21 protein-coding genes are annotated in these 18,635 nt (G+C 61.1%); 11 read left to right on the top strand and 10 right to left on the bottom strand.

Translation table 11 applies throughout. The features are described 5' to 3' along the window. The first annotated feature begins 11 nt into the window (after positions 1 to 11). The 4 genes from NMB39_RS01790 to NMB39_RS01775 are packed head-to-tail and all read left to right on the top strand — an operon-like array spanning position 12 to position 2,583. Positions 12 to 446, top strand: coding sequence for a DUF4426 domain-containing protein (locus NMB39_RS01790; protein ID WP_057022833.1), 435 nt, complete (start codon positions 12 to 14; stop codon positions 444 to 446). After that, positions 443 to 1,039 carry an RdgB/HAM1 family non-canonical purine NTP pyrophosphatase gene (gene rdgB, locus NMB39_RS01785; RefSeq protein ID WP_164484862.1) on the top strand — a complete coding sequence of 199 codons (597 nt, stop codon included), beginning with the start codon at positions 443 to 445 and terminating at the stop codon, positions 1,037 to 1,039. The genes NMB39_RS01790 and rdgB overlap by 4 nt, the downstream gene beginning before the upstream one ends. Further along, positions 1,036 to 2,238, top strand: coding sequence for a radical SAM family heme chaperone HemW (gene hemW, locus NMB39_RS01780; RefSeq protein ID WP_057022831.1), 1,203 nt, complete (start codon positions 1,036 to 1,038; stop codon positions 2,236 to 2,238). Before rdgB ends, hemW begins: the two co-directional genes overlap by 4 nt. A 21-nt stretch (positions 2,239 to 2,259) precedes the next feature. Then, positions 2,260 to 2,583 carry a DUF3392 domain-containing protein gene (locus NMB39_RS01775; RefSeq protein ID WP_003176691.1) on the top strand — a complete coding sequence of 108 codons (324 nt, stop codon included), beginning with the start codon at positions 2,260 to 2,262 and terminating at the stop codon, positions 2,581 to 2,583. 141 nt (positions 2,584 to 2,724) lie between these two features. On the opposite strand, the gene trmB is transcribed toward NMB39_RS01775, so the two are convergent. The 4 genes from trmB to NMB39_RS01755 form a co-directional block, all read right to left on the bottom strand. Beyond that, a complete protein-coding gene (trmB, locus tag NMB39_RS01770) occupies positions 2,725 to 3,450 on the bottom strand; it encodes a tRNA (guanosine(46)-N7)-methyltransferase TrmB (protein ID WP_367235664.1) in 726 nt (241 codons plus the stop codon). A gap of 9 nt (positions 3,451 to 3,459) precedes the next feature. Beyond that, positions 3,460 to 4,254: a thiazole synthase gene (locus NMB39_RS01765; protein ID WP_032884143.1), complete on the bottom strand. Its 795-nt coding sequence runs from the start codon at positions 4,252 to 4,254 to the stop codon at positions 3,460 to 3,462. Positions 4,255 to 4,318: 64 nt separating this feature from the next. Then, entirely contained in the window at positions 4,319 to 4,519 is a 201-nt protein-coding gene (gene thiS / locus NMB39_RS01760; RefSeq protein ID WP_046072595.1) for a sulfur carrier protein ThiS, read from the bottom strand. A 71-nt stretch (positions 4,520 to 4,590) separates the two neighbouring features. Beyond that, positions 4,591 to 4,971 (bottom strand): DUF423 domain-containing protein, encoded by a 381-nt coding sequence (locus NMB39_RS01755; protein ID WP_057022829.1) that lies wholly within the window; start codon positions 4,969 to 4,971, stop codon positions 4,591 to 4,593. Positions 4,972 to 5,045: 74 nt separating this feature from the next. Between NMB39_RS01755 and mtgA the strand changes: the two genes are divergently transcribed. Further along, a complete protein-coding gene (mtgA, locus tag NMB39_RS01750; RefSeq protein WP_057022828.1) occupies positions 5,046 to 5,768 on the top strand; it encodes a monofunctional biosynthetic peptidoglycan transglycosylase in 723 nt (240 codons plus the stop codon). A 131-nt stretch (positions 5,769 to 5,899) separates the two neighbouring features. Here mtgA and rpoH read toward each other — a convergent pair whose 3' ends face one another. The 4 genes from rpoH to ftsY all read right to left on the bottom strand — a co-directional run bounded on the left by rpoH (position 5,900) and on the right by ftsY (position 9,947). Further along, positions 5,900 to 6,754, bottom strand: coding sequence for an RNA polymerase sigma factor RpoH (gene rpoH, locus NMB39_RS01745; protein ID WP_003176698.1), 855 nt, complete (start codon positions 6,752 to 6,754; stop codon positions 5,900 to 5,902). 129 nt (positions 6,755 to 6,883) lie between these two features. Beyond that, entirely contained in the window at positions 6,884 to 7,906 is a 1,023-nt protein-coding gene (ftsX, locus tag NMB39_RS01740) for a permease-like cell division protein FtsX (protein ID WP_043047037.1), read from the bottom strand. Then, on the bottom strand, positions 7,903 to 8,574 hold the full coding sequence (gene ftsE, locus NMB39_RS01735; protein ID WP_003195112.1) for a cell division ATP-binding protein FtsE: 672 nt from the start codon (positions 8,572 to 8,574) through the stop codon (positions 7,903 to 7,905). The genes ftsX and ftsE overlap by 4 nt, the downstream gene beginning before the upstream one ends. Further along, positions 8,571 to 9,947 (bottom strand): signal recognition particle-docking protein FtsY, encoded by a 1,377-nt coding sequence (gene ftsY, locus NMB39_RS01730; protein WP_367235663.1) that lies wholly within the window; start codon positions 9,945 to 9,947, stop codon positions 8,571 to 8,573. Before ftsY ends, ftsE begins: the two co-directional genes overlap by 4 nt. A gap of 338 nt (positions 9,948 to 10,285) precedes the next feature. On the opposite strand from ftsY, the gene NMB39_RS01725 reads away from it, so the two are divergent. The 4 genes from NMB39_RS01725 to NMB39_RS01710 are packed head-to-tail and all read left to right on the top strand — an operon-like array spanning position 10,286 to position 14,788. Continuing rightward, positions 10,286 to 11,641 carry a M16 family metallopeptidase gene (locus NMB39_RS01725; RefSeq protein ID WP_124402221.1) on the top strand — a complete coding sequence of 452 codons (1,356 nt, stop codon included), beginning with the start codon at positions 10,286 to 10,288 and terminating at the stop codon, positions 11,639 to 11,641. After that, positions 11,634 to 13,124, top strand: a complete 1,491-nt coding sequence (locus tag NMB39_RS01720; protein WP_306956625.1) for a M16 family metallopeptidase — start codon at positions 11,634 to 11,636, stop codon at positions 13,122 to 13,124. The genes NMB39_RS01725 and NMB39_RS01720 overlap by 8 nt, the downstream gene beginning before the upstream one ends. Next, positions 13,124 to 13,741, top strand: a complete 618-nt coding sequence (rsmD, locus tag NMB39_RS01715; RefSeq protein WP_057022824.1) for a 16S rRNA (guanine(966)-N(2))-methyltransferase RsmD — start codon at positions 13,124 to 13,126, stop codon at positions 13,739 to 13,741. Before NMB39_RS01720 ends, rsmD begins: the two co-directional genes overlap by 1 nt. 51 nt (positions 13,742 to 13,792) lie before the next feature. Beyond that, a complete protein-coding gene (locus NMB39_RS01710; protein ID WP_057022823.1) occupies positions 13,793 to 14,788 on the top strand; it encodes a hydrolase in 996 nt (331 codons plus the stop codon). Positions 14,789 to 14,908: 120 nt separating this feature from the next. On the opposite strand, the gene NMB39_RS01705 is transcribed toward NMB39_RS01710, so the two are convergent. Beyond that, a complete protein-coding gene (locus NMB39_RS01705) occupies positions 14,909 to 15,763 on the bottom strand; it encodes a sulfurtransferase (protein ID WP_494339665.1) in 855 nt (284 codons plus the stop codon). Positions 15,764 to 15,797: 34 nt separating this feature from the next. Continuing rightward, positions 15,798 to 16,469 (bottom strand): TetR/AcrR family transcriptional regulator, encoded by a 672-nt coding sequence (locus tag NMB39_RS01700; protein WP_005792294.1) that lies wholly within the window; start codon positions 16,467 to 16,469, stop codon positions 15,798 to 15,800. Between the two features lie 144 nt (positions 16,470 to 16,613). Between NMB39_RS01700 and NMB39_RS01695 the strand changes: the two genes are divergently transcribed. Both NMB39_RS01695 and NMB39_RS01690 read left to right on the top strand, forming a co-directional pair. Beyond that, complete coding sequence (locus NMB39_RS01695) at positions 16,614 to 18,041, top strand: coniferyl aldehyde dehydrogenase (RefSeq protein WP_057022821.1); 1,428 nt, start codon at positions 16,614 to 16,616, stop codon at positions 18,039 to 18,041. A gap of 29 nt (positions 18,042 to 18,070) precedes the next feature. Then, positions 18,071 to 18,616, top strand: a complete 546-nt coding sequence (locus tag NMB39_RS01690; RefSeq protein WP_046069953.1) for a hypothetical protein — start codon at positions 18,071 to 18,073, stop codon at positions 18,614 to 18,616. Positions 18,617 to 18,635: the final 19 nt, after the last annotated feature.

Raw genomic sequence — 18,635 nt, 5'->3', positions numbered from 1 at the left:
GAGGGACGTTCATGAGTCGTTTGGCTGTTTTTCTATTGACTGCATGCCTGGGCGCCAGCGCCATGGCCGCCGATACTATCGATGCTAATCGCAAGAAAGACTTTGGCGATATCACCGTCCACTACAACACCTTCACCTCCAGCTTCCTGCCACCCGAGACCGCCCAGAAAGTCGGCGTGGTGCGCAGCAAGGAGAAGGGTTTGATCAATGTGACTGTGATCAAGGGCGTGGCCCCGGTCGCGGCCCAGGTGACCGGCACCATCAAGGATCTGGGCGGCAAGAGCGAGATCCTGACGTTCAAACAAATCGAAGAGAAAGGCGGGATCAGCTATCTCGCGCCCTATTCGGTGACCCAGCGCGAATACAAGACGTTTACCATCAACGTTGAAACCGGCGGCAAAGCCCATAGCTTCCAATTCAACCAAGAACTGTTCCCGGCCGAATAATGAATCTTACCCAACTCGTACTGGCCAGCCATAACGCCGGCAAACTCAAGGAACTGCAGGCCATGCTCGGTGAGTCCGTGCAACTGCGCTCGATTGGCGAGTTCAGCCAGATCGAGCCAGAAGAGACCGGCCTGTCGTTCGTTGAAAACGCCATCCTCAAGGCACGCAATGCCGCGCGTATTTCCGGCCTGCCGGCGCTGGCGGATGACTCGGGCCTGGCGGTGGACTTTCTCGGCGGCGCCCCGGGTATCTATTCGGCCCGTTATGCCGATGGCAAGGGTGACGCAGCCAACAATGCCAAACTGCTCGACGCCCTCAAAGATGTGCCGGACGCCGAACGCGGCGCGCAGTTCGTCTGCGTACTGGCCCTGGTGCGGCATGCCGATGACCCGTTGCCGATCCTGTGCGAAGGCTTGTGGCAGGGGCGCATCCTGCACGCCGCCAGCGGCGAACATGGCTTTGGCTACGACCCATTGTTCTGGGTGCCGGACCGCAATGTTTCCAGCGCCGAACTGAGCCCGGCCGACAAGAACCAGATCAGCCACCGCGCCCGCGCCATGGCCTTGCTGCGTCAGCGCCTGGGCCTGAAATGACCCAGAACACCTCTGCGCAGCCGCTGATCCACGGTGGCGCGCAAACACCACGGGCGGCTCTGCCCCACCTGCCGCCCCTGGCGCTGTACATCCACATCCCCTGGTGCGTGCGCAAATGCCCGTATTGCGACTTCAACTCCCACACCGCCAGCAAGGTGCTGCCGGAGGAGGAGTATGTAGATGCATTGCTGGCGGATCTGGAGCAAGACCTGCACGCTGTTTATGGCCGGGAGCTGAGTTCGATTTTCTTCGGTGGCGGCACACCCAGCCTGTTCAGCGCCGCCGCGTTGGGCCGCTTGTTAAAGGGCGTGGAAGCCCGTATTCCGTTCGCCGCTGATATCGAGATCACCCTGGAAGCCAACCCCGGGACCTTCGAGCAAGAGAAGTTCGTGGCCTACCGCAAGCTGGGGATCAATCGTCTGTCCATCGGCATCCAGAGCTTCCAGCAGGAAAAACTTGAAGCCCTGGGTCGCATCCACAATGGCGATGAAGCCGTGCGCGCTGCCGGTATGGCCCGCCAGGCAGGGTTCGATAACTTCAACCTGGACTTGATGCACGGCCTGCCCAACCAGTCCCTGGACGACGCCCTCGGCGACCTGCGCCAGGCCATTGCGTTGAAGCCAACCCACCTGTCCTGGTACCAACTGACCCTGGAACCCAACACTGTCTTCTGGAACCAGCCGCCCGCGCTGCCGGAGGACGACACGTTGTGGGATATTCAGGAAGCCGGCCAGGCCCTGCTCGCCGAGCACGGTTACGCGCAATACGAGGTGTCGGCCTACGCCCAACCGGGGCGGCCGGCGCGACATAACCTGAATTACTGGAGCTTTGGCGACTTTATCGGCATTGGCGCTGGCGCCCACGGCAAGCTCAGCCACCCGGACGGGCGTATTGTGCGCACCTGGAAAACCCGTGCGCCCAAGGACTACCTCAACCCTGCCAAAAGCTTCCAGGCCGGGGCGAAAGAACTGACCAACGAGGAGTTGCCGTTCGAGTTCCTGATGAACGCTTTGCGCCTGACCGAGGGCGTCGATGCCAGGCTCTACGCCGAACGCACCGGGCTCGAGCTGGCCAGCCTCGACGAAGGCCGCCGCGAGGCAGAACAAAGTGGCTTGATGCAGGTCGAACCGTCACGCCTGGCGGCAACCGACCGCGGGCAACTCTTTCTCAATGACCTGTTGCAGAAGTTTTTGAGCTGATAGCTCTTTTAAGGAAATCGAATGGATCTGGTACTCGACCTGCTCGCCACCGTATCCCGCTGGAGCCGTAGCAACCTGTCGGAAATCTCCCTGGCCCTCGTGGGCTGCTTGCTGGTGCTGTTCGGCGCCGATATCAAGGGCTGGGTCGAAGCGCGCCTGGGCAGCATCGCTGGCGCCTTGCGCGTGCCCTTGATGGCCCTGCTGTGCATGATCGGCAGCGGTGCAGCGTTGATCTACGCTACGCCGTGGATTGTGCGGGGGTTGAGCCAGTTCAATAATTACAGCCTGGCGCCGGTGCTGGTGGTGGTGCTGGTGTTGATTGGGGTGGTGGCAGACCGCCGCTAACCTAAAGCCAACACAGATACAAATGTGGGAGGGGGCTTGCTCCCGATAGCAGTGGGTCAGCTACAGATTAGCTGACTGATCCACCGCTATCGGGAGCAAGCCCCCTCCCACATTTGGTTGCATTTCAAGTCAGGGGGCGAGTTATGCCAACTTCTCAAACTTCAAATCCCACACCCCATGCCCCAACCGTTCACCACGGCGTTCGAACTTGGTGATCGGCCGCTCGGCCGGGCGCGGCACGCACTTGCCGTCTTCCGCCAGGTTGCGGTAGCCAGGGGCGACGTTCATCACCTCCAGCATGTATTCCGCGTACGGTTCCCAGTCGGTGGCCATGTGCAGGATACCGCCCACTTTCAGCTTGCTGCGCACCAACTCCGCAAAGGACGCCTGGACGATACGACGCTTGTGGTGACGGGCTTTGTGCCACGGGTCGGGGAAGAACAGCATCAGGCGGTCGAGGCTGTTGTCGGCGATGCAGCGGTTGAGCACTTCAATCGCGTCGCAGTCGTAGACTCGCAGGTTGGTCAGGCCCTGGGTGAGCACGCCGTTAAGTAACGCGCCAACGCCTGGACGGTGCACTTCCACACCGATGAAATCCTGCTCCGGTGAGGCCGCGGCCATTTCCAGCAGGGAGTGGCCCATGCCGAAGCCGATTTCCAGGGAACGTGGGGCCGAACGGCCAAAGACCTGGTCGTAATCAACCGGCGCATCGGCCAAAGGCAACACGAAGAGCGGCGCACCTTGTTCCAGGCCCTTTTGCTGGCCTTCGGTCATGCGGCCGGCGCGCATCACAAAACTCTTGATGCGGCGGTGCTTGTACTCGTCGCCTGCGTCCACGGTGTTCGGCGTTTCGTTTGATTCAGTCATCAATAGCTCTTACTTGATCAGACCATCCAGCGGCGAAGAGGCGCTGGCATAGAGTTTTTTCGGCATGCGCCCGGCGAGGTAGGCCAGGCGGCCCGCGACGATCGCGTGTTTCATGGCTTCGGCCATCATGATCGGTTGCTGGGCGTGGGCGATGGCCGAGTTCATCAGCACCGCGTCGCAGCCCAGTTCCATGGCGATGGTTGCATCGGAGGCTGTGCCCACGCCCGCATCCACCAGCACCGGGATCTTCGCTTCTTCAAGGATGATCTGCAGGTTGTACGGGTTGCAGATGCCCAGGCCGGAACCGATCAAACCAGCCAGCGGCATCACGGCGATACAGCCGATTTCTGCCAACTGACGGGCGATGATCGGGTCATCGCTGGTGTAGACCATCACGTCGAAGCCTTCCTTGACCAGGGTTTCAGCGGCCTTGAGGGTTTCGATCACGTTAGGGAACAGGGTTTTCTGATCAGCCAGCACTTCCAGCTTCACCAGGTTGTGGCCGTCGAGCAGCTCACGGGCCAGGCGGCAGGTGCGCACGGCTTCGATGGCGTCGTAGCAACCGGCTGTATTTGGCAAGAAGGTGTAGCGATCCGGCGACAGCACTTCGAGCAGGTTCGGCTCGCCTTCGATCTGGCCGAGGTTGGTGCGGCGCACGGCGAAGGTGACGATCTCGGCACCCGAGGCTTCGATGGCCAGGCGGGTTTCTTCCATGTCGCGGTACTTGCCGGTGCCGACCAGCAGGCGGGACTGGTAGGTACGACCGGCCAGGACGAAAGGCTTGTCGCTACGAACGATGCTCATGGGAAATCCTCTGTTTGGATGAGGTTCTGCAGAATGCGGGTTGGCGCACTTGGGCGCCGGTCGGCTAGCCGCCGCCGATGGCGTGGACCACTTCGACCTGGTCACCTTCGACGAGCGCGGTCTCGGCGTGCTGGCTACGCGGAACGATATCCAGGTTGAGCTCCACTGCGACGCGTCGCCCGGTCAGGTCCAGGCGGGTCAGCAGGGCCGCGACGGTTTCGCCATCGGGCAGTTCAAAGGATTCGCCGTTCAACTGAATGCGCATGCCACGGGCCGCCATCGTTTTTAGGGGCCAGTATTCTAGCTCGATTGGGACCTAAAGGTCAGCTCCAAGCGTCAAGCGGTCAGCTGCAAGCGCCAGGCCGCGAGGCCGAGGAAGAACCAGCCGAGCAGGAATGCCAGCCCGCCGAAGGGCGTGATGATCCCCAGTTTGCTGATGCCGGTCAGGGTCAGCACATACAGGCTGCCCGAGAACAGCAGAATACCGACAGTAAACGAGATGCCCGCCCAGCTGACCAACCGCCCGGGAATATGTGCCGCCAGCAAGGCCACCCCGAACAGCGCCAGGGCGTGCACCAGCTGGTAAGTCACACCGGTGTGAAAGATCGCCAGGTACTCGGCGCTCAGGCGGTTTTTCAGGCCGTGGGCGGCAAACGCCCCCAGGGCGACACCGGTAAAGCCGAAAAAGGCAGCCAGCATCAGAAAGCTACGCAGCATTGGGAACTCCAGTCAGACTCATCGGGCAGGGTCTGTATAATGGCCCGCTCAACGGGTTCGGCCAAGCCATCTCTATGCTGCGTGTCCTCTTCAAACGCTTTCTCAACGTCGTGAAATGGTTTGCCATCGGCAGTGTGTTGCTGGTGCTGCTGTTCAGGGTCGTCCCGCCACCGTTCACTGCATTGATGGTGGAGCGCAAGGTCGAATCCTGGATTGACGGTGAGCCCATTGACCTGCAACGCACCTGGGTGCCGTGGGATGAGATTTCCGACGACCTGAAAGTGGCGGTGATGGCCGGTGAAGACCAGCGCTTCCCGCAACATTGGGGTTTTGATTTTGGTGCGATCCAGGCGGCGATCCTGCACAACGAGCGTGGTGGTTCGATTCGCGGCGCCAGCACGCTGAGCCAGCAGGTGTCGAAGAACCTGTTCCTGTGGGCCGGCCGCAGTTATCTGCGCAAGGGCCTGGAGGCATGGTTTACCGGGTTGATCGAGGTGCTGTGGCCCAAGGAGCGGATTCTTGAGGTGTACCTCAACAGCGTGGAGTGGGATGAAGGTGTGTTTGGTGCCGAAGCGGCGGCGCGGCATCATTTTGGCGTGAGTGCCAAAGGCCTTTCACGGCAACAGGCCAGTTATCTGGCGGCGGTGTTGCCTAATCCGCGGGTGTGGAGTGCCGGCCATCCTACAGCCTATGTGGCGCGGCGGGCGGCGTGGATTCGTCAGCAGATGAGTCAGCTGGGTGGGGACGGCTATCTGGCTGAGCTGAACAACTCCCGAAAAGCCCCCTGGTCCAACTGACACAATACAAAACAACTGTGGGAGGGGGCTTGCTCCCGATAGCGGTGGATCAGTCACTCATATGTCGACTGACACTCTGCTATCGGGAGCAAGCCCCCTCCCACATTTTCAAACCAGCATTGCCAGCTGGATTAGGCGGCGATCGACAACTTCAGCTTGTTCATCGCGCTTTTCTCAAGCTGACGAATCCGCTCGGCCGACACGTTGTACTTCTGCGCCAGGTCGTGCAGCGTAGCTTTCTCTTCCGCCAGCCAGCGCTGGTAGAGGATGTCACGGCTGCGGTCGTCCAGCACTTCCAGCGCTTCATGCAGGTTGTGGTTGGAGTTGTCGCTCCAGTCGGCGTCTTCCAGTTGACGCGCCGGGTCGTACCGGTGGTCTTCCAGGTAATTGGCCGGCGATTGGAAAGCACTGTCGTCATCCGCTTCGGCGGCTGGGTCGAAGGCCATGTCATGGCCGGTCAGGCGGCTTTCCATCTCGCGCACTTCACGGGGCTCCACGCCGAGGCTTTCGGCCACGCGGTGGACTTCCTCGTTGTTCAGCCACGCCAGGCGTTTTTTCTGGCTGCGCAGGTTGAAGAACAGCTTGCGCTGGGCCTTGGTGGTCGCCACTTTCACGATGCGCCAGTTGCGCAGGATGAACTCGTGGATTTCCGCCTTGATCCAGTGCACGGCAAACGACACCAGGCGCACGCCCATTTCAGGGTTGAAGCGTTTTACAGCCTTCATCAGGCCGACGTTGCCTTCCTGGATCAGGTCAGCCTGGGCCAGGCCGTAGCCGCTATAGCTACGGGCGATATGTACGACAAAACGCAGGTGGGCGAGCACCATCTGCCGAGCCGCCCCCAAATCCTGCTCATAGTAGAGACTCTCGGCCAGTTCACGCTCCTGCTCGGGCGTCAGCAAAGGAATGCTGTTGACCGTGTGCACATAGGCCTCCAGGTTCGCACCCGGGACCAAGGCATAAGCAGGTTGCAAAGAAGTGGTCATACGAAAAAACCTCCGACTCACATAACTCGTGCAGTTCAGCACTGCGAAAATTGACCGGGAACCGTAGGACAAGTTCCCTATACCACTGATACGGTCAATACAAACGAAACTACATTACCCTGGCATTAACTACTTCGGCGCCAGCTCACGTAAATGCCGTGCTACCGCAATCCAGGCACCGATATACCCCAACAGGACCGCGCCAAGCAAGAGACTCAGACCATCGGCAACCGGCACCCCAGCCAGGGCAAAATCACTGCCATACAAACCGGCCAGCCCAACCACCGCGTCGTTCAGCCAATCAAGGCCAAACGCCAGTACGCCCCAGGACAAAACTCCTGCACCCAAGCCATACAGCGCGCCCATGTACAGAAAAGGACGACGCACATAGCTGTCCGTGCCTCCGACCAGTTTAATCACTTCTATCTCGGTGCGACGGTTTTCAATATGAAGACGAATGGTATTACCTATCACCAAAAGTAATGCAGACACCAACAACACCGTCAAACCGAACACAAAGCGGTCGCCCAGCTTGAGGATCGCGGCCAGACGCTCTACCCAGACTAGATCAAGTTGCGCCTGTTGCACCTTCGGCATCTCTGCGAGTTTTTGTCGCAGGGCCTCCAAGGCCGGCTTATCGACTTCGTTCGGCGTCACCAGCACCACGCCAGGCAATGGGTTCTGCGGCAGCTCCTTGAGCGCCTCGCCCAGGCCGGATTGCTGTTGGAACTCTTCAAGGGCCTGGTCGCGGCTGATGTACTCGGCCTCGGCAACGCCCGGGATGTTCTTGATCTCGTCGCGCAGCGCTTCGCCGTCCTTGCTGCTGGCGTCCAGGTTCAGGTACAGCGAAATCTGCGCCGCACGCTGCCACGAACCGCCCAGGCGCTCGACATTATTAAGCAGCAGCGACAAGCCCATCGGCAGGCTCAGCGCCACGGCCATCACCAGGCAGGTGAAAAAGCTGCCGATCGGCTGCTTGCCCAGGCGGCGCAGGCTGTCGACCAGGCTGGCCCGATGGCTTTCGATCCAGGCATGCAGCAAGGTGCCGAAGTCAGGACCGTCGTCTTCGTCGCGCTTTTTCTTCGGTGGCTGCGGGTCGGCCGGTTTCGGCGCCACGCGTTCGGACACTTTAGGGCTGCGAGTGGCACTCATACGCCGGCCTCCCCGTCACCAATCAGGCGACCGCGTTGCAGGGTCAGCATGCGATGGCGCATGCGGGCAATCAGGGCCAGGTCGTGGCTGGCGATCAGTACGCTGGTGCCCAGGCGGTTGATGTCTTCGAACACGCCCATGATCTCGGCCGCCAGGCGCGGGTCGAGGTTACCGGTAGGTTCGTCCGCCAGCAACAAGGCCGGACGGTGGACGATGGCGCGAGCAATACCGACGCGTTGTTGCTGGCCGGTGGACAAGTCGCCAGGGAAGAGATCGGTCTTGTCCGACAAGGCTACGCGCTCCAGGGCCGAGTCCACACGCTTGACGATCTCGGCCTTGGACAGCCCGAGTATCTGCAACGGCAAGGCCACATTGTTGAAGACCGTGCGGTCGAACAGCAACTGGTGGTTCTGGAACACCACGCCGATCTGGCGGCGCAGGAACGGAATCTGTGCATTGCTGATGGTCGCCAGGTCCTGGCCTGCCAGCAGCAACTTGCCGGTGGTCGGGCGCTCCATGGCCAGCAACAGCCGCAACAGCGTACTTTTGCCAGCGCCGGAATGGCCGGTGACAAACAGGAATTCGCCGCGACGCACGCGAAAGCTCAGCTCATGCAAGCCCACATGCCCGTTGGCATAGCGTTTACCGACCTGTTCGAATCGAATCATGAACGCTCCCGCTCGGCAAACAGTGCCTGTACAAAGGGTTCGGCTTCAAAAGTGCGCAGGTCATCGATGCCTTCACCGACACCGATATAACGAATCGGCAACCCGAACTGTTTAGCCAGGGCGAAAATCACACCGCCCTTGGCCGTGCCGTCGAGCTTAGTCAATGCCAGGCCGGTCAGTTGCACCGTCTGGTTGAATTGCTTGGCCTGGCTGATGGCGTTCTGGCCAGTGCCGGCGTCGAGCACCAGCAAGACTTCATGCGGCGCGTCGGCATCGAGCTTGCTGATGACACGGCGGACTTTTTTCAGCTCTTCCATCAGATTGTCTTTGGTGTGCAGGCGACCTGCGGTATCGGCGATCAGCACGTCGATATTACGGGCCTTGGCCGCTTGCACGGCATCGAAGATCACCGAGGCGGAATCGGCGCCGGTGTGCTGGGCGATCACCGGAATCTTGTTGCGCTCGCCCCATACTTGCAGCTGCTCGACGGCGGCGGCACGGAAGGTGTCACCGGCGGCGAGCATGACTTTCTTGCCCTCGCCCTGCAGCTTCTTGGCCAGCTTGCCGATGGTAGTGGTCTTGCCGGCGCCATTGACGCCGACCACCAGGATCACGAACGGCTTGTTCGGCGTAATCACCAGCGGCGCTTCCACCGGCTTGAGCATCGCCGCCAGTTCGGCCTGCAAGGATTTGTACAGGGCATCGGCGTCGGTCAACTGCTTGCGTGCGACCTTCTGGGTCAGGCTCTGGATGATCACGGCGGTGGCTTCGACGCCCACGTCGGCGGTGAGCAGGCGGGTCTCGATGTCTTCCAGAAGCTCATCATCAATGACCTTCTTGCCCAGGAACAGGCTGGCCATGCCCTCGCCGATGCTGGCGCTGGTCTTGCTCAAGCCCTGCTTGAGGCGGGCGAAGAACCCGGTCTTGCTGGTTTCAGCAGGGACGGTTGGCTCTTCGATCACAGCGGGAGCGGCAATCTGCACGGGCGCAGGCTCGACCGGTGCTTCGACAATCACCGGCTGCGGCTCGATAACCACCGGGATCGGCGGAGCCACATGTTCGGCCTGCACATCTTCAACCAGTGCCACAGGTTCTTCGGCCACCGGCAATTGCGGCCACGGTTTGTGCTCGGGTTCAGACTCGGGCTGTGCCTCGACCACCGGCTGCAATACCGGCTCGGCCATCGGCAACACCACCGGCGCCGGGGTATCGGCAACCGGTTCGGCTTGTACTAAAGGCTCAGGAACGGGCTCGGGTTGAACCTGCGGCTGTTCGACGACGGTTTCCTGCGGCTTTTTGCGCAGCCATCCGAACAGGCCTTTTTTCTCGCCAGCCGCAGCTGGGCTCTTCTTGTCGTCGTTGGAACCAAACATGGAGGACGGCTATCTCAAAGTAGCGATGCGCCAGGGCGCCTCGGTAAATAAATTCGATGCAGAACAGACTGCTTTAACGCCCGCTTGTTCATGCGCAACATTTTGTAAGGCGTAAATAAAGGCCTTGGCAAATCGTTTCAATATAGGACTGAAGCGATAACATCGGCGAAAAGCTGATGATCGTCGGGGAAAAACACCCTCTATTCCAACATTCCTACGACTGGATCCAGGACTAGATGACGACCGCAGTGGCCGTCCCTAAATCGGATCAGTATCCTAGCACCTCCTCGCCCGCCGACGCTAAGACCAAGCGGGCAGCCCAACAGGTTAAAAAACGAATGAATGCTCTAGCCCGCCGCGCCGCAGGCCTGCTGCTCAGCACAGTTTGTCTGCCCCTTTCAGCCTTGGCTGCCGACCCACAACCCACCCATGAATTCACCCTGGATAACGGCCTGAAAGTGGTCGTGCGCGAAGACCATCGCGCACCAGTGGTGGTTTCCCAGGTCTGGTACAAGGTTGGTTCAAGCTATGAAACCCCGGGCCAGACCGGTTTGTCCCACGCCCTGGAACACATGATGTTCAAGGGCAGCGCCAAGGTTGGCCCCGGCGAAGCCTCGCTGATCCTGCGTGACCTGGGCGCCGAAGAAAACGCGTTCACCAGCGATGACTACACCGCCTATTACCAGGTGCTGGCCCGCGACCGCCTGGGCGTGGCCTTCGAACTGGAAGCCGACCGCATGGCCAGCCTGCGCCTGCCTGCCGACGAGTTCAGCCGCGAAATCGAGGTCATCAAGGAAGAACGCCGCCTGCGCACCGACGACAACCCGATGTCCAAGGCCTACGAGCGCTTCAAGGCCATGGCCTTCCCCGCCAGCGGCTACCACACGCCGACCATCGGCTGGATGGCTGACCTGGACCGCATGAAGGTCGAGGAGCTGCGCCACTGGTACCAATCCTGGTATGTACCGAACAACGCCACCCTGGTGGTGGTCGGCGACGTGACCCCGGACGAAGTGAAAAACCTGGCCCAGCGTTACTTCGGCCCGATCCCCAAGCGTGACGTGCCACCGGCGAAGATCCCAATGGAGCTGCCCGAGCCTGGCGAGCGCCTGCTGACCCTGCACGTGCAGACCCAACTGCCGAGTGTATTCCTGGGTTTCAACGTACCTGGCCTTGCCACTGCCGAAGACAAACGCTCGGTGCAAGCCCTGCGCCTGATCTCGGCCCTGCTGGACGGCGGCTACAGCGCGCGCATCTCCGAACAACTGGAGCGTGGCGAGGAGCTGGTGTCTGCCGCTTCCACCAACTACGACGCCTATACCCGTGGCGATACGCTGTTCATGCTGTCGGCCACACCCAACCAGCAGAAGAAAAAGACCGTAGCCCAAGCCGAAGCCGGCCTGTGGCGCCTGCTTGATGAGTTGAAAGCCAAGCCGCCGACTGCCGAAGAACTGGAACGGATCCGTGCCCAGGTGATTGCCGGCCTGGTATACCAGCGCGACTCCATTACCAGCCAGGCCACGGCCATCGGCTCCCTGGAAACCGTCGGCCTGTCCTGGAAGCTGATGGACAGCGAGTTGGCCGATCTGCAAAGCGTCACGCCGGAAGATATCCAGAAAGCTGCCCGCACCTATTTCACCCGCGAACGTCTGAGCGTCGCCCATGTTTTGCCTGAGGAGACCGCTCATGAGTAATCGTAAAAGCAGCCGCCTGATCCTGCCCGGCCTGATCGCTGTCACCCTGGTCGCGGCCAGTGCCGTGTATTTCCTGCGCCCGAGCGAGTCGGTCGCCAGCCAGGCCCTGGACAAGGCCAAATCGGCCAGCACCCTGCAATCCCTGGCAGAACTGGACGGCAAGGCACCGACCAACCGCAAGCTCGATGTGCAGACCTGGACCACTGCCGAAGGCGCCAAGGTGCTGTTCGTCGAAGCCCATGAACTGCCGATGTTCGACATGCGCATCCTGTTCGCTGCCGGCAGCAGCCAGGATGGTGATACTCCGGGCCTGGCATTGATGACCAATGCCATGCTCAACGAAGGCGTGCCGGGCAAGAATGTCAGCCAGATCGCCAGTGGTTTTGAGGGCCTGGGTGCCGACTTCGGCAATGGCGCCTACCGCGACATGGCGCTGGTTTCTCTGCGCAGCCTGAGCGACAGCGATAAGCGCGAAGCAGCCCTGACACTGTTTGACCAAGTGATCGGCCAGCCGACGTTCCCGGCGGACTCCCTGGCACGGATCAAGAACCAGATCCTGGCCGGTTTCGAGTACCAGAAGCAGAACCCCGGCAAACTGGCGAGCATTGAGCTGTTCAAGCGCCTGTACGGCGACCACCCTTATGCGCACCCAAGCGAAGGCACCTCCGAGAGCGTGCCGAAGATTACCTTGGCGCAGTTGCAGGCGTTTCACGCCAAAGCCTATGCGGCCGGCAATGCGGTGATTGCGGTGGTGGGCGATCTGACCCGCCCTGAAGCCGAGGCCATGACGGCCAAGGTTTCTGCGTCGCTACCCAAAGGCCCGGCCATGGCGAAGATTGCCCAGCCGACCGAGCCAAAACCCGGCCTGAGCCGCATCGAGTTCCCATCCAAGCAGACCCACTTGCTGTTCGCACAACTGGGTATCGACCGCGCCGACCCGGACTACGCTGCTTTATCCCTGGGCAACCAGATCCTCGGTGGCGGCGGCTTCGGCACCCGCTTGATGAGTGAAGTGCGTGAGAAGCGTGGCCTGACCTACGGTGTGTACTCCGGTTTCTCACCGATGCAGGTGCGCGGCCCGTTCATGATCAACCTGCAGACCCGCGCCGAAATGAGCGGTGGCACCCTGCGCCTGGTTGAAGACGTGCTGGCTGACTATCTCAAGACCGGCCCGACGCAAAAAGAACTGGATGACGCCAAGCGCGAACTGGCTGGCAGCTTCCCGCTGTCCACCGCGAGCAATGCCGATATCGTCGGGCAGTTGGGCGCCATGGGTTTCTACAACCTGCCGCTGAACTATCTGGAAGATTTCATGAAACAATCCCAGGCCCTGACCGTAGAGCAGGTCAAGGCAGCCATGAACAAACACTTGAGCGCCGATAAGATGGTCATCGTGACCGCCGGCCCGACGATTGCGCAAAAGCCACTACCGCCCCCCACTGATAAACCTGCCGAGCAGCCGCTCGGGGTTCCGGAGCATTAATGGCCAGTTCATCTCGCCCGAAAAAACCTGTCCACAACGTACATAACGGTGTGGGCCAACTGCGCATCATTGGCGGTGAATGGGGCAGCCGCAAGCTGAGCTTCCCCGACGTCGTCGGCCTGCGCCCGACGCCGGACCGCGTGCGTGAAACCCTGTTCAACTGGCTCGCGCCATATATCGGCGGGGCCAAGGTGCTCGATCCGTTCGCCGGCAGTGGCGCGTTGTTCCTGGAGGCGCTGTCCCGTGGTGCCGCCCAGGGCCAGGCGCTTGATGCCAGTAATGTGGCAGTGTCCAGCCTCAAGGAGCACCTGGGCACGCTGCGCTGCACTACCGGCCAGGTGCAGACGGCTGACGCGCTGCGCTATCTGGAAACCCAGGCAGCCACGGAATATGACGTGGTGTTTCTCGACCCGCCGTTCAACCAGAACCTGCTGCCGACCGTGTGCGCATTGCTGGAAGAACGTCAGTGGTTGGCGCCGGATGCCTGGGTCTACACTGAAAGCGAGACCGCGCCGTCCACTCTCGGCCTGCCGGGCAGCTGGCGCCTGCACCGGGAGCAGAAATCCGGGCGGGTGTATTACGCACTGTGGCACCGGTTGATCGAAAACGCCGCTTAACCTGTGGTTAGGGAGCTTGCCACGGCAAGCTCACTGGCTACCGAGAGTTTCATGACACCCTCTTCCGACTTGTTCAAACCCGCCTTCGGCCTCGGCAATCCTCACCTGCAAACATTGTGGGGGCCGCTGTGGCGCCCGACGACCCACATCGAGCGCCAGCGCGAACGCCTGTGGCTGGAAGACGGCGACTTCCTCGACCTCGACTGGCACGGCCCCCACGATGCACAGGTACCGTTGGTGCTGGTGTTGCATGGCCTCACCGGTTCGTCCAACTCACCCTACGTGGCCGGCCTGCAAAAAGCCCTTGCCGCCCAAGGCTGGGCCAGCGTCGCATTGAACTGGCGGGGCTGCTCCGGCGAGCCGAACCTGCTTGCCCGCAGCTATCACTCCGGTGCCAGCGAAGACCTGGCGGCGGCGATTGCCCATCTGCGCGCCAAGCGGCCGCTGGCACCCTTGTATGCCGTGGGATATTCACTGGGCGCAAATGTGCTGCTCAAGCACCTGGGGGAAACCGGCATGGCTTCGCAGCTGCAAGGCGCGGCGGCGGTGTCGGTGCCATTTCGCCTCGATCAGTGCGCTGACCGCATCGGGCTGGGGTTTTCGCGGATCTATCAGAAACACTTCATGCGCGAGATGCTGGCGTATATCCGCGTCAAGCAGCGCCAGTTTTTGCAGGATGGCCGTGAGGAAGGGCTCGAAACCCTGAAGGCATTGGGCTCCCTGGAAAAAATGCGCACGTTCTGGGACTTCGACGGGCGGGTGACGGCGCCGTTGCATGGTTTTCTGAGTGCTGAGGATTACTATCGCCGCGCCTCCAGTCGCTACTACCTGGGCGATATCCGCACACCAACGCTGATCATCCAGGCGGCCGATGATCCGTTTGTGTTTGCTCATAGCCTCCCCGAGGCGAGTGAACTCTCGGAGTGCACCGAGTTTGAATTGCTGGCAAAGGGTGGGCACGTGGGGTTCGTGGAGGGCTCGCTGAAACGCCCAGGCTATTACCTGGAACGCCGCATCCCACAATGGCTACTGGCACAACATGGATAAAAATGTGGGAGGGGGCTTGCTGCCGATTGCAGTGGGTCAGCTAAAGATAAGCTGACTGTTACACCGCTATCGGGAGCAAGCCCCCTCCCACATTTTGATTGGGTTTACAGGGGCGATTGCTCAGTCGCCTGTTGCAATTTCCCGCGCCGGATCCGTAATCCACTCACTCCACGACCCCGCATATAACTTGCCCAACGGATACCCCGCCAACGCCAGGGCAAACAGGTTATGGCATGCCGTCACCCCCGAACCGCAGTACGCCACCAACTCCTCCGGCGGGCGCCCCTGCAACTGCGCAGCAAAGCGTTGCTTGAGCTGCTCGGCCGGCAGGAAGCGCCCGTCACTGCCCAGGTTTTCAGTGAATGCCGCGCACTGCGCGCCAGGGATGTGCCCGGCAATCGGATCGATGGGTTCAACCTCTCCACGAAAGCGCGGCTGGGCGCGGGCGTCGATCAGAGTCAAGCCAGGTCGACCCAGGCGCTTGTGCAAGTGCTCGGCATCCAGCACCAACCGGTGATCCGGCGTTCCGGCAAAGGTGCCTGGCTCAATCACCGGTGCATCCAGGCTCAAGGGGAAACCAGCGACATGCCAGGCCTTGAGGCCACCGTCGAGAATAAACACGCCCTCCCGCTTGCCCAGCCAGGCCAACAGCCACCAGGCACGGGCCGCATAGGCGCCTGGGCCATCGTCATATAGCACCACATCGGTGTCGGCACTGATGCCCCAGGCCCGTAGCTGCTTGGCGAACGTGTCTGCTGCTGGCAAAGGATGACGACCCGTCACGCCCTTGGTTACCGGGCCGCTGAGGTGGCGCTCCAGGTCGGCGTATTGAGCCCCCTCGATATGCCCTTCGGCGTAACTGCACAGCCCGTAGTCCGGGTCCTCCAGGGCAAAGCGGCAATCCAGGATCACCAGCCCGGCCGACTTCTGGCGCTCGGCCAATTGCTGGGGGCTGATCAGTTGGGCAAGCGGCATGACGGACTCCTGTGAATACAAAGGGGGAAAGGTCCTACTTCACTTCTTCCAGTGCCTGGTTCAACGGCACGTAAAACTCTTTGAACAAGGCGTCCACCGCCTCTTTGGCCTGGGGCGTGACAAACCCCGCCTCCAGCACCAGCACCTGGTACACCCCGCGCTTGATCGCTTCGGCGCTCAGGTGGGTGGATTTCTCATTGGTGGTGCACAGGAATCGCACCCACGAGGTCAGGATGATCCAGGCGTTCAGGGTCAGGGCCTCGGTTTGCACCGGGTCCATATTGAGAATGCCTGCGTCGACAAACCCCTGGTAGATAGCACCACCCTGGATCAGGCAACGCTGGGAAAACCGCCGGTAGCCAGTGGCCAGTTCCGGGTCGCTTTCGAGTAAATGTTCAAGATCGCGGTGCAGGAAACGATAACGCCACATGCCCGCCAGCACGGCCTGCAGATAAAAGCGCTTGTCTTCCACCACCATCGTGCGCCCCTGGGGCGGGCGCAGGAAACTGTCCACCAACGCTTCATATTCGCGAAACAGCACGGCGATGATCGCCTGCTTGTTGGGGAAGTGGTAGTACAGGTTACCCGGGGAAATTTCCATGTGGGCGGCAATGTGGTTGGTGCTGACACTGCGCTCGCCCTGCTGGTTAAAAAGCTCCAGGCTGGTTTGCACAATGCGCTCGCTGGTCTTTACTCGTGGTGCCATGGGGGATCAGCTTCTATACACGGGATGGGCCATCTTACGGCCTATGCCGGCCAGGATAAATCCGGATGTTACTGCAATGTTATTTGACAATTTAGAGCAATGACTCTAAAAATCCAGGCAGACAATAACAACCGGGACCGCGCCATGCCTGCCAACGTTGCCTACCTGCAAGACTCCCAGGCGCTGGATCACCTCCAAGACCTGTTCGACGCCCAACGTCGCGCCTACGCCGCCAACCCGATGCCACCGGCGGCGCAACGCCAGCAATGGCTCAAGGCCTTGCGGGACATGCTCAGCGATGAACGCCAGGCGCTGATCACGGCGATCAGCCAGGACTTCAGCCATCGCAGCGCGGACGAAACCCTGTTCGCCGAACTGATGCCCAGCCTGCACGGCATTCACTATGCCAGCAAACACCTCAAGGGCTGGATGAAACCCTCCCGCCGCGCTGTAGGCATTGCCTTCCAGCCCGCCTCGGCCAAGGTCATTTACCAACCCTTGGGCGTGGTCGGCGTCATCGTGCCGTGGAACTACCCGTTGTACCTGGCCATCGGTCCGCTGGTCGGGGCGTTGGCAGCCGGCAACCGGGTGATGCTCAAGCTCAGCGAATCCACGCCGGCCACCGGCGAACTGCTCAAGACGCTGCTCGCCAGGATCTTCCCCGAGGACCTGGTTTGCGTGGTACTGGGCGAAGCCGAAGTGGGCATGGCGTTTTCCAAATTGCGCTTCGATCACCTGCTGTTCACTGGCGCCACCAGCATTGGCAAGCACGTGATGCGCGCAGCCGCCGAACACCTCACGCCGGTCACCCTTGAGTTGGGCGGTAAGTCGCCAGCCATTGTCTCGGCCGATGTCCCCCTCAAGGACGCCGCCGAGCGTATTGCCTTCGGTAAAACCCTGAACGCCGGGCAAACCTGCGTGGCGCCGGACTACGTGTTGGTTCCGGAAGACCGCGTGGAGGGGTTTGTCGAGGCTTACTCCAAGGCCATTCGCGGGTTCTATCCGACCCTGGCTGACAACCCGGACTACACCGCCATCATCAACGAGCGACAACTGGCCCGGCTCCATGCGTACGCCAAGGACGCCACCGACAAGGGCGCCACCCTGATCCCGCTGTACGAGCAAGACCAGGCGCGGCGGATGGCCCACAGCCTGCTATTGAATGTCACCGACGACATGACCGTGATGCAGGACGAAATCTTCGGCCCGCTTTTGCCCATCGTGCCTTATCGCGGCCTTGACCAAGCCTTTGCCTACATAAACCAACGTCCGCGCCCACTGGCCCTATATTACTTCGGCTACAACAAGGGCGAGCAGGAGCGGGTGCTCCACGAAACCCACTCCGGTGGCGTGTGCCTGAACGACACCTTGCTGCACGTCGCCCAGGATGACATGCCGTTCGGTGGCATCGGCCCGTCGGGCATGGGCCATTACCACGGCCATGAGGGTTTCCTGACGTTCAGCAAGGCCAAGGGCGTGCTGGTCAAACAACGCCTCAACGCAGCGAAGCTGATCTACCCGCCCTATGGCAAATCGATCCAGAAACTGATCCAGAAGCTGTTTATCCGCTGATAACCGCCACCTTCGGGACGATAAAAATAATGAATCCCAGCCTGACTGACTCACCCGCGCTGTCGCGGCGCGGCGTCTTGAAAATCGGCCTGTGCGCCAGCGCGTTTCTCGCCACTGCCGGGCTTGGCGCCAGCCTCAGCGGCTGCTCCAGCAGTACACCGGCCAGTGGCTTTGCCATGCTGCGCGCCAGTGACTTGCCGTTTTTGCGTGCGGTGATCCCGGTGCTGCTGGAAGGCGCGGCCAGCGCCGAGGCGGTGGTCGCTGGCATTGACGACACTCTGAAAAAGCTCGACTACAGCCTGCAGCACTTGTCGCCAGAAATGTTCAAGCTCACCCAGCAGTTATTTGACGTGCTGAGCATGGGTATCACCCGCGGCCCGTTGACCGGTATCTGGGGCAGTTGGGAGAACGCCAGCAGCGAGCAAATCCGCAACTTCCTGCACCGTTGGGAGAACAGCTACCTGAACCTGCTGCGCATGGGCCAGGGCTCGTTGCTCAAGCTGGTAATCATGGCCTGGTACTTCCGGCCCGCGTCCTGGGCCCATTGCGGCTACCCCGGCCCGCCGAAGATCTGATTCGCATCCCTCACAATAA

The sequence above is a fragment of the Pseudomonas sp. FBCC-B545 genome (assembly GCF_059134095.1).
This window is presented reverse-complemented; position numbering and strand designations above follow the sequence as displayed.

Excerpts from the sequence above, each read along its gene's own strand:
- NMB39_RS01790 (WP_057022833.1), top strand. The coding sequence starts at position 12 with ATGAGTCGTTTGGCTGTTTTTCTATTGACTGCATGCCTGGGCGCCAGC.
- hemW (WP_057022831.1), top strand. The coding sequence starts at position 1,036 with ATGACCCAGAACACCTCTGCGCAGCCGCTGATCCACGGTGGCGCGCAA.
- NMB39_RS01775 (WP_003176691.1), top strand. The coding sequence starts at position 2,260 with ATGGATCTGGTACTCGACCTGCTCGCCACCGTATCCCGCTGGAGCCGT.
- trmB (WP_367235664.1), bottom strand. The coding sequence starts at position 3,450 with ATGACTGAATCAAACGAAACGCCGAACACCGTGGACGCAGGCGACGAG.
- NMB39_RS01765 (WP_032884143.1), bottom strand. The coding sequence starts at position 4,254 with ATGAGCATCGTTCGTAGCGACAAGCCTTTCGTCCTGGCCGGTCGTACC.
- thiS (WP_046072595.1), bottom strand. The coding sequence starts at position 4,519 with ATGCGCATTCAGTTGAACGGCGAATCCTTTGAACTGCCCGATGGCGAA.
- NMB39_RS01755 (WP_057022829.1), bottom strand. The coding sequence starts at position 4,971 with ATGCTGCGTAGCTTTCTGATGCTGGCTGCCTTTTTCGGCTTTACCGGT.
- mtgA (WP_057022828.1), top strand. The coding sequence starts at position 5,046 with ATGCTGCGTGTCCTCTTCAAACGCTTTCTCAACGTCGTGAAATGGTTT.
- rpoH (WP_003176698.1), bottom strand. The coding sequence starts at position 6,754 with ATGACCACTTCTTTGCAACCTGCTTATGCCTTGGTCCCGGGTGCGAAC.
- ftsX (WP_043047037.1), bottom strand. The coding sequence starts at position 7,906 with ATGAGTGCCACTCGCAGCCCTAAAGTGTCCGAACGCGTGGCGCCGAAA.
- ftsE (WP_003195112.1), bottom strand. The coding sequence starts at position 8,574 with ATGATTCGATTCGAACAGGTCGGTAAACGCTATGCCAACGGGCATGTG.
- ftsY (WP_367235663.1), bottom strand. The coding sequence starts at position 9,947 with ATGTTTGGTTCCAACGACGACAAGAAGAGCCCAGCTGCGGCTGGCGAG.
- NMB39_RS01725 (WP_124402221.1), top strand. The coding sequence starts at position 10,286 with ATGAATGCTCTAGCCCGCCGCGCCGCAGGCCTGCTGCTCAGCACAGTT.
- NMB39_RS01720 (WP_306956625.1), top strand. The coding sequence starts at position 11,634 with ATGAGTAATCGTAAAAGCAGCCGCCTGATCCTGCCCGGCCTGATCGCT.
- rsmD (WP_057022824.1), top strand. The coding sequence starts at position 13,124 with ATGGCCAGTTCATCTCGCCCGAAAAAACCTGTCCACAACGTACATAAC.
- NMB39_RS01710 (WP_057022823.1), top strand. The coding sequence starts at position 13,793 with ATGACACCCTCTTCCGACTTGTTCAAACCCGCCTTCGGCCTCGGCAAT.
- NMB39_RS01705 (WP_494339665.1), bottom strand. The coding sequence starts at position 15,763 with ATGCCGCTTGCCCAACTGATCAGCCCCCAGCAATTGGCCGAGCGCCAG.
- NMB39_RS01700 (WP_005792294.1), bottom strand. The coding sequence starts at position 16,469 with ATGGCACCACGAGTAAAGACCAGCGAGCGCATTGTGCAAACCAGCCTG.
- NMB39_RS01695 (WP_057022821.1), top strand. The coding sequence starts at position 16,614 with ATGCCTGCCAACGTTGCCTACCTGCAAGACTCCCAGGCGCTGGATCAC.
- NMB39_RS01690 (WP_046069953.1), top strand. The coding sequence starts at position 18,071 with ATGAATCCCAGCCTGACTGACTCACCCGCGCTGTCGCGGCGCGGCGTC.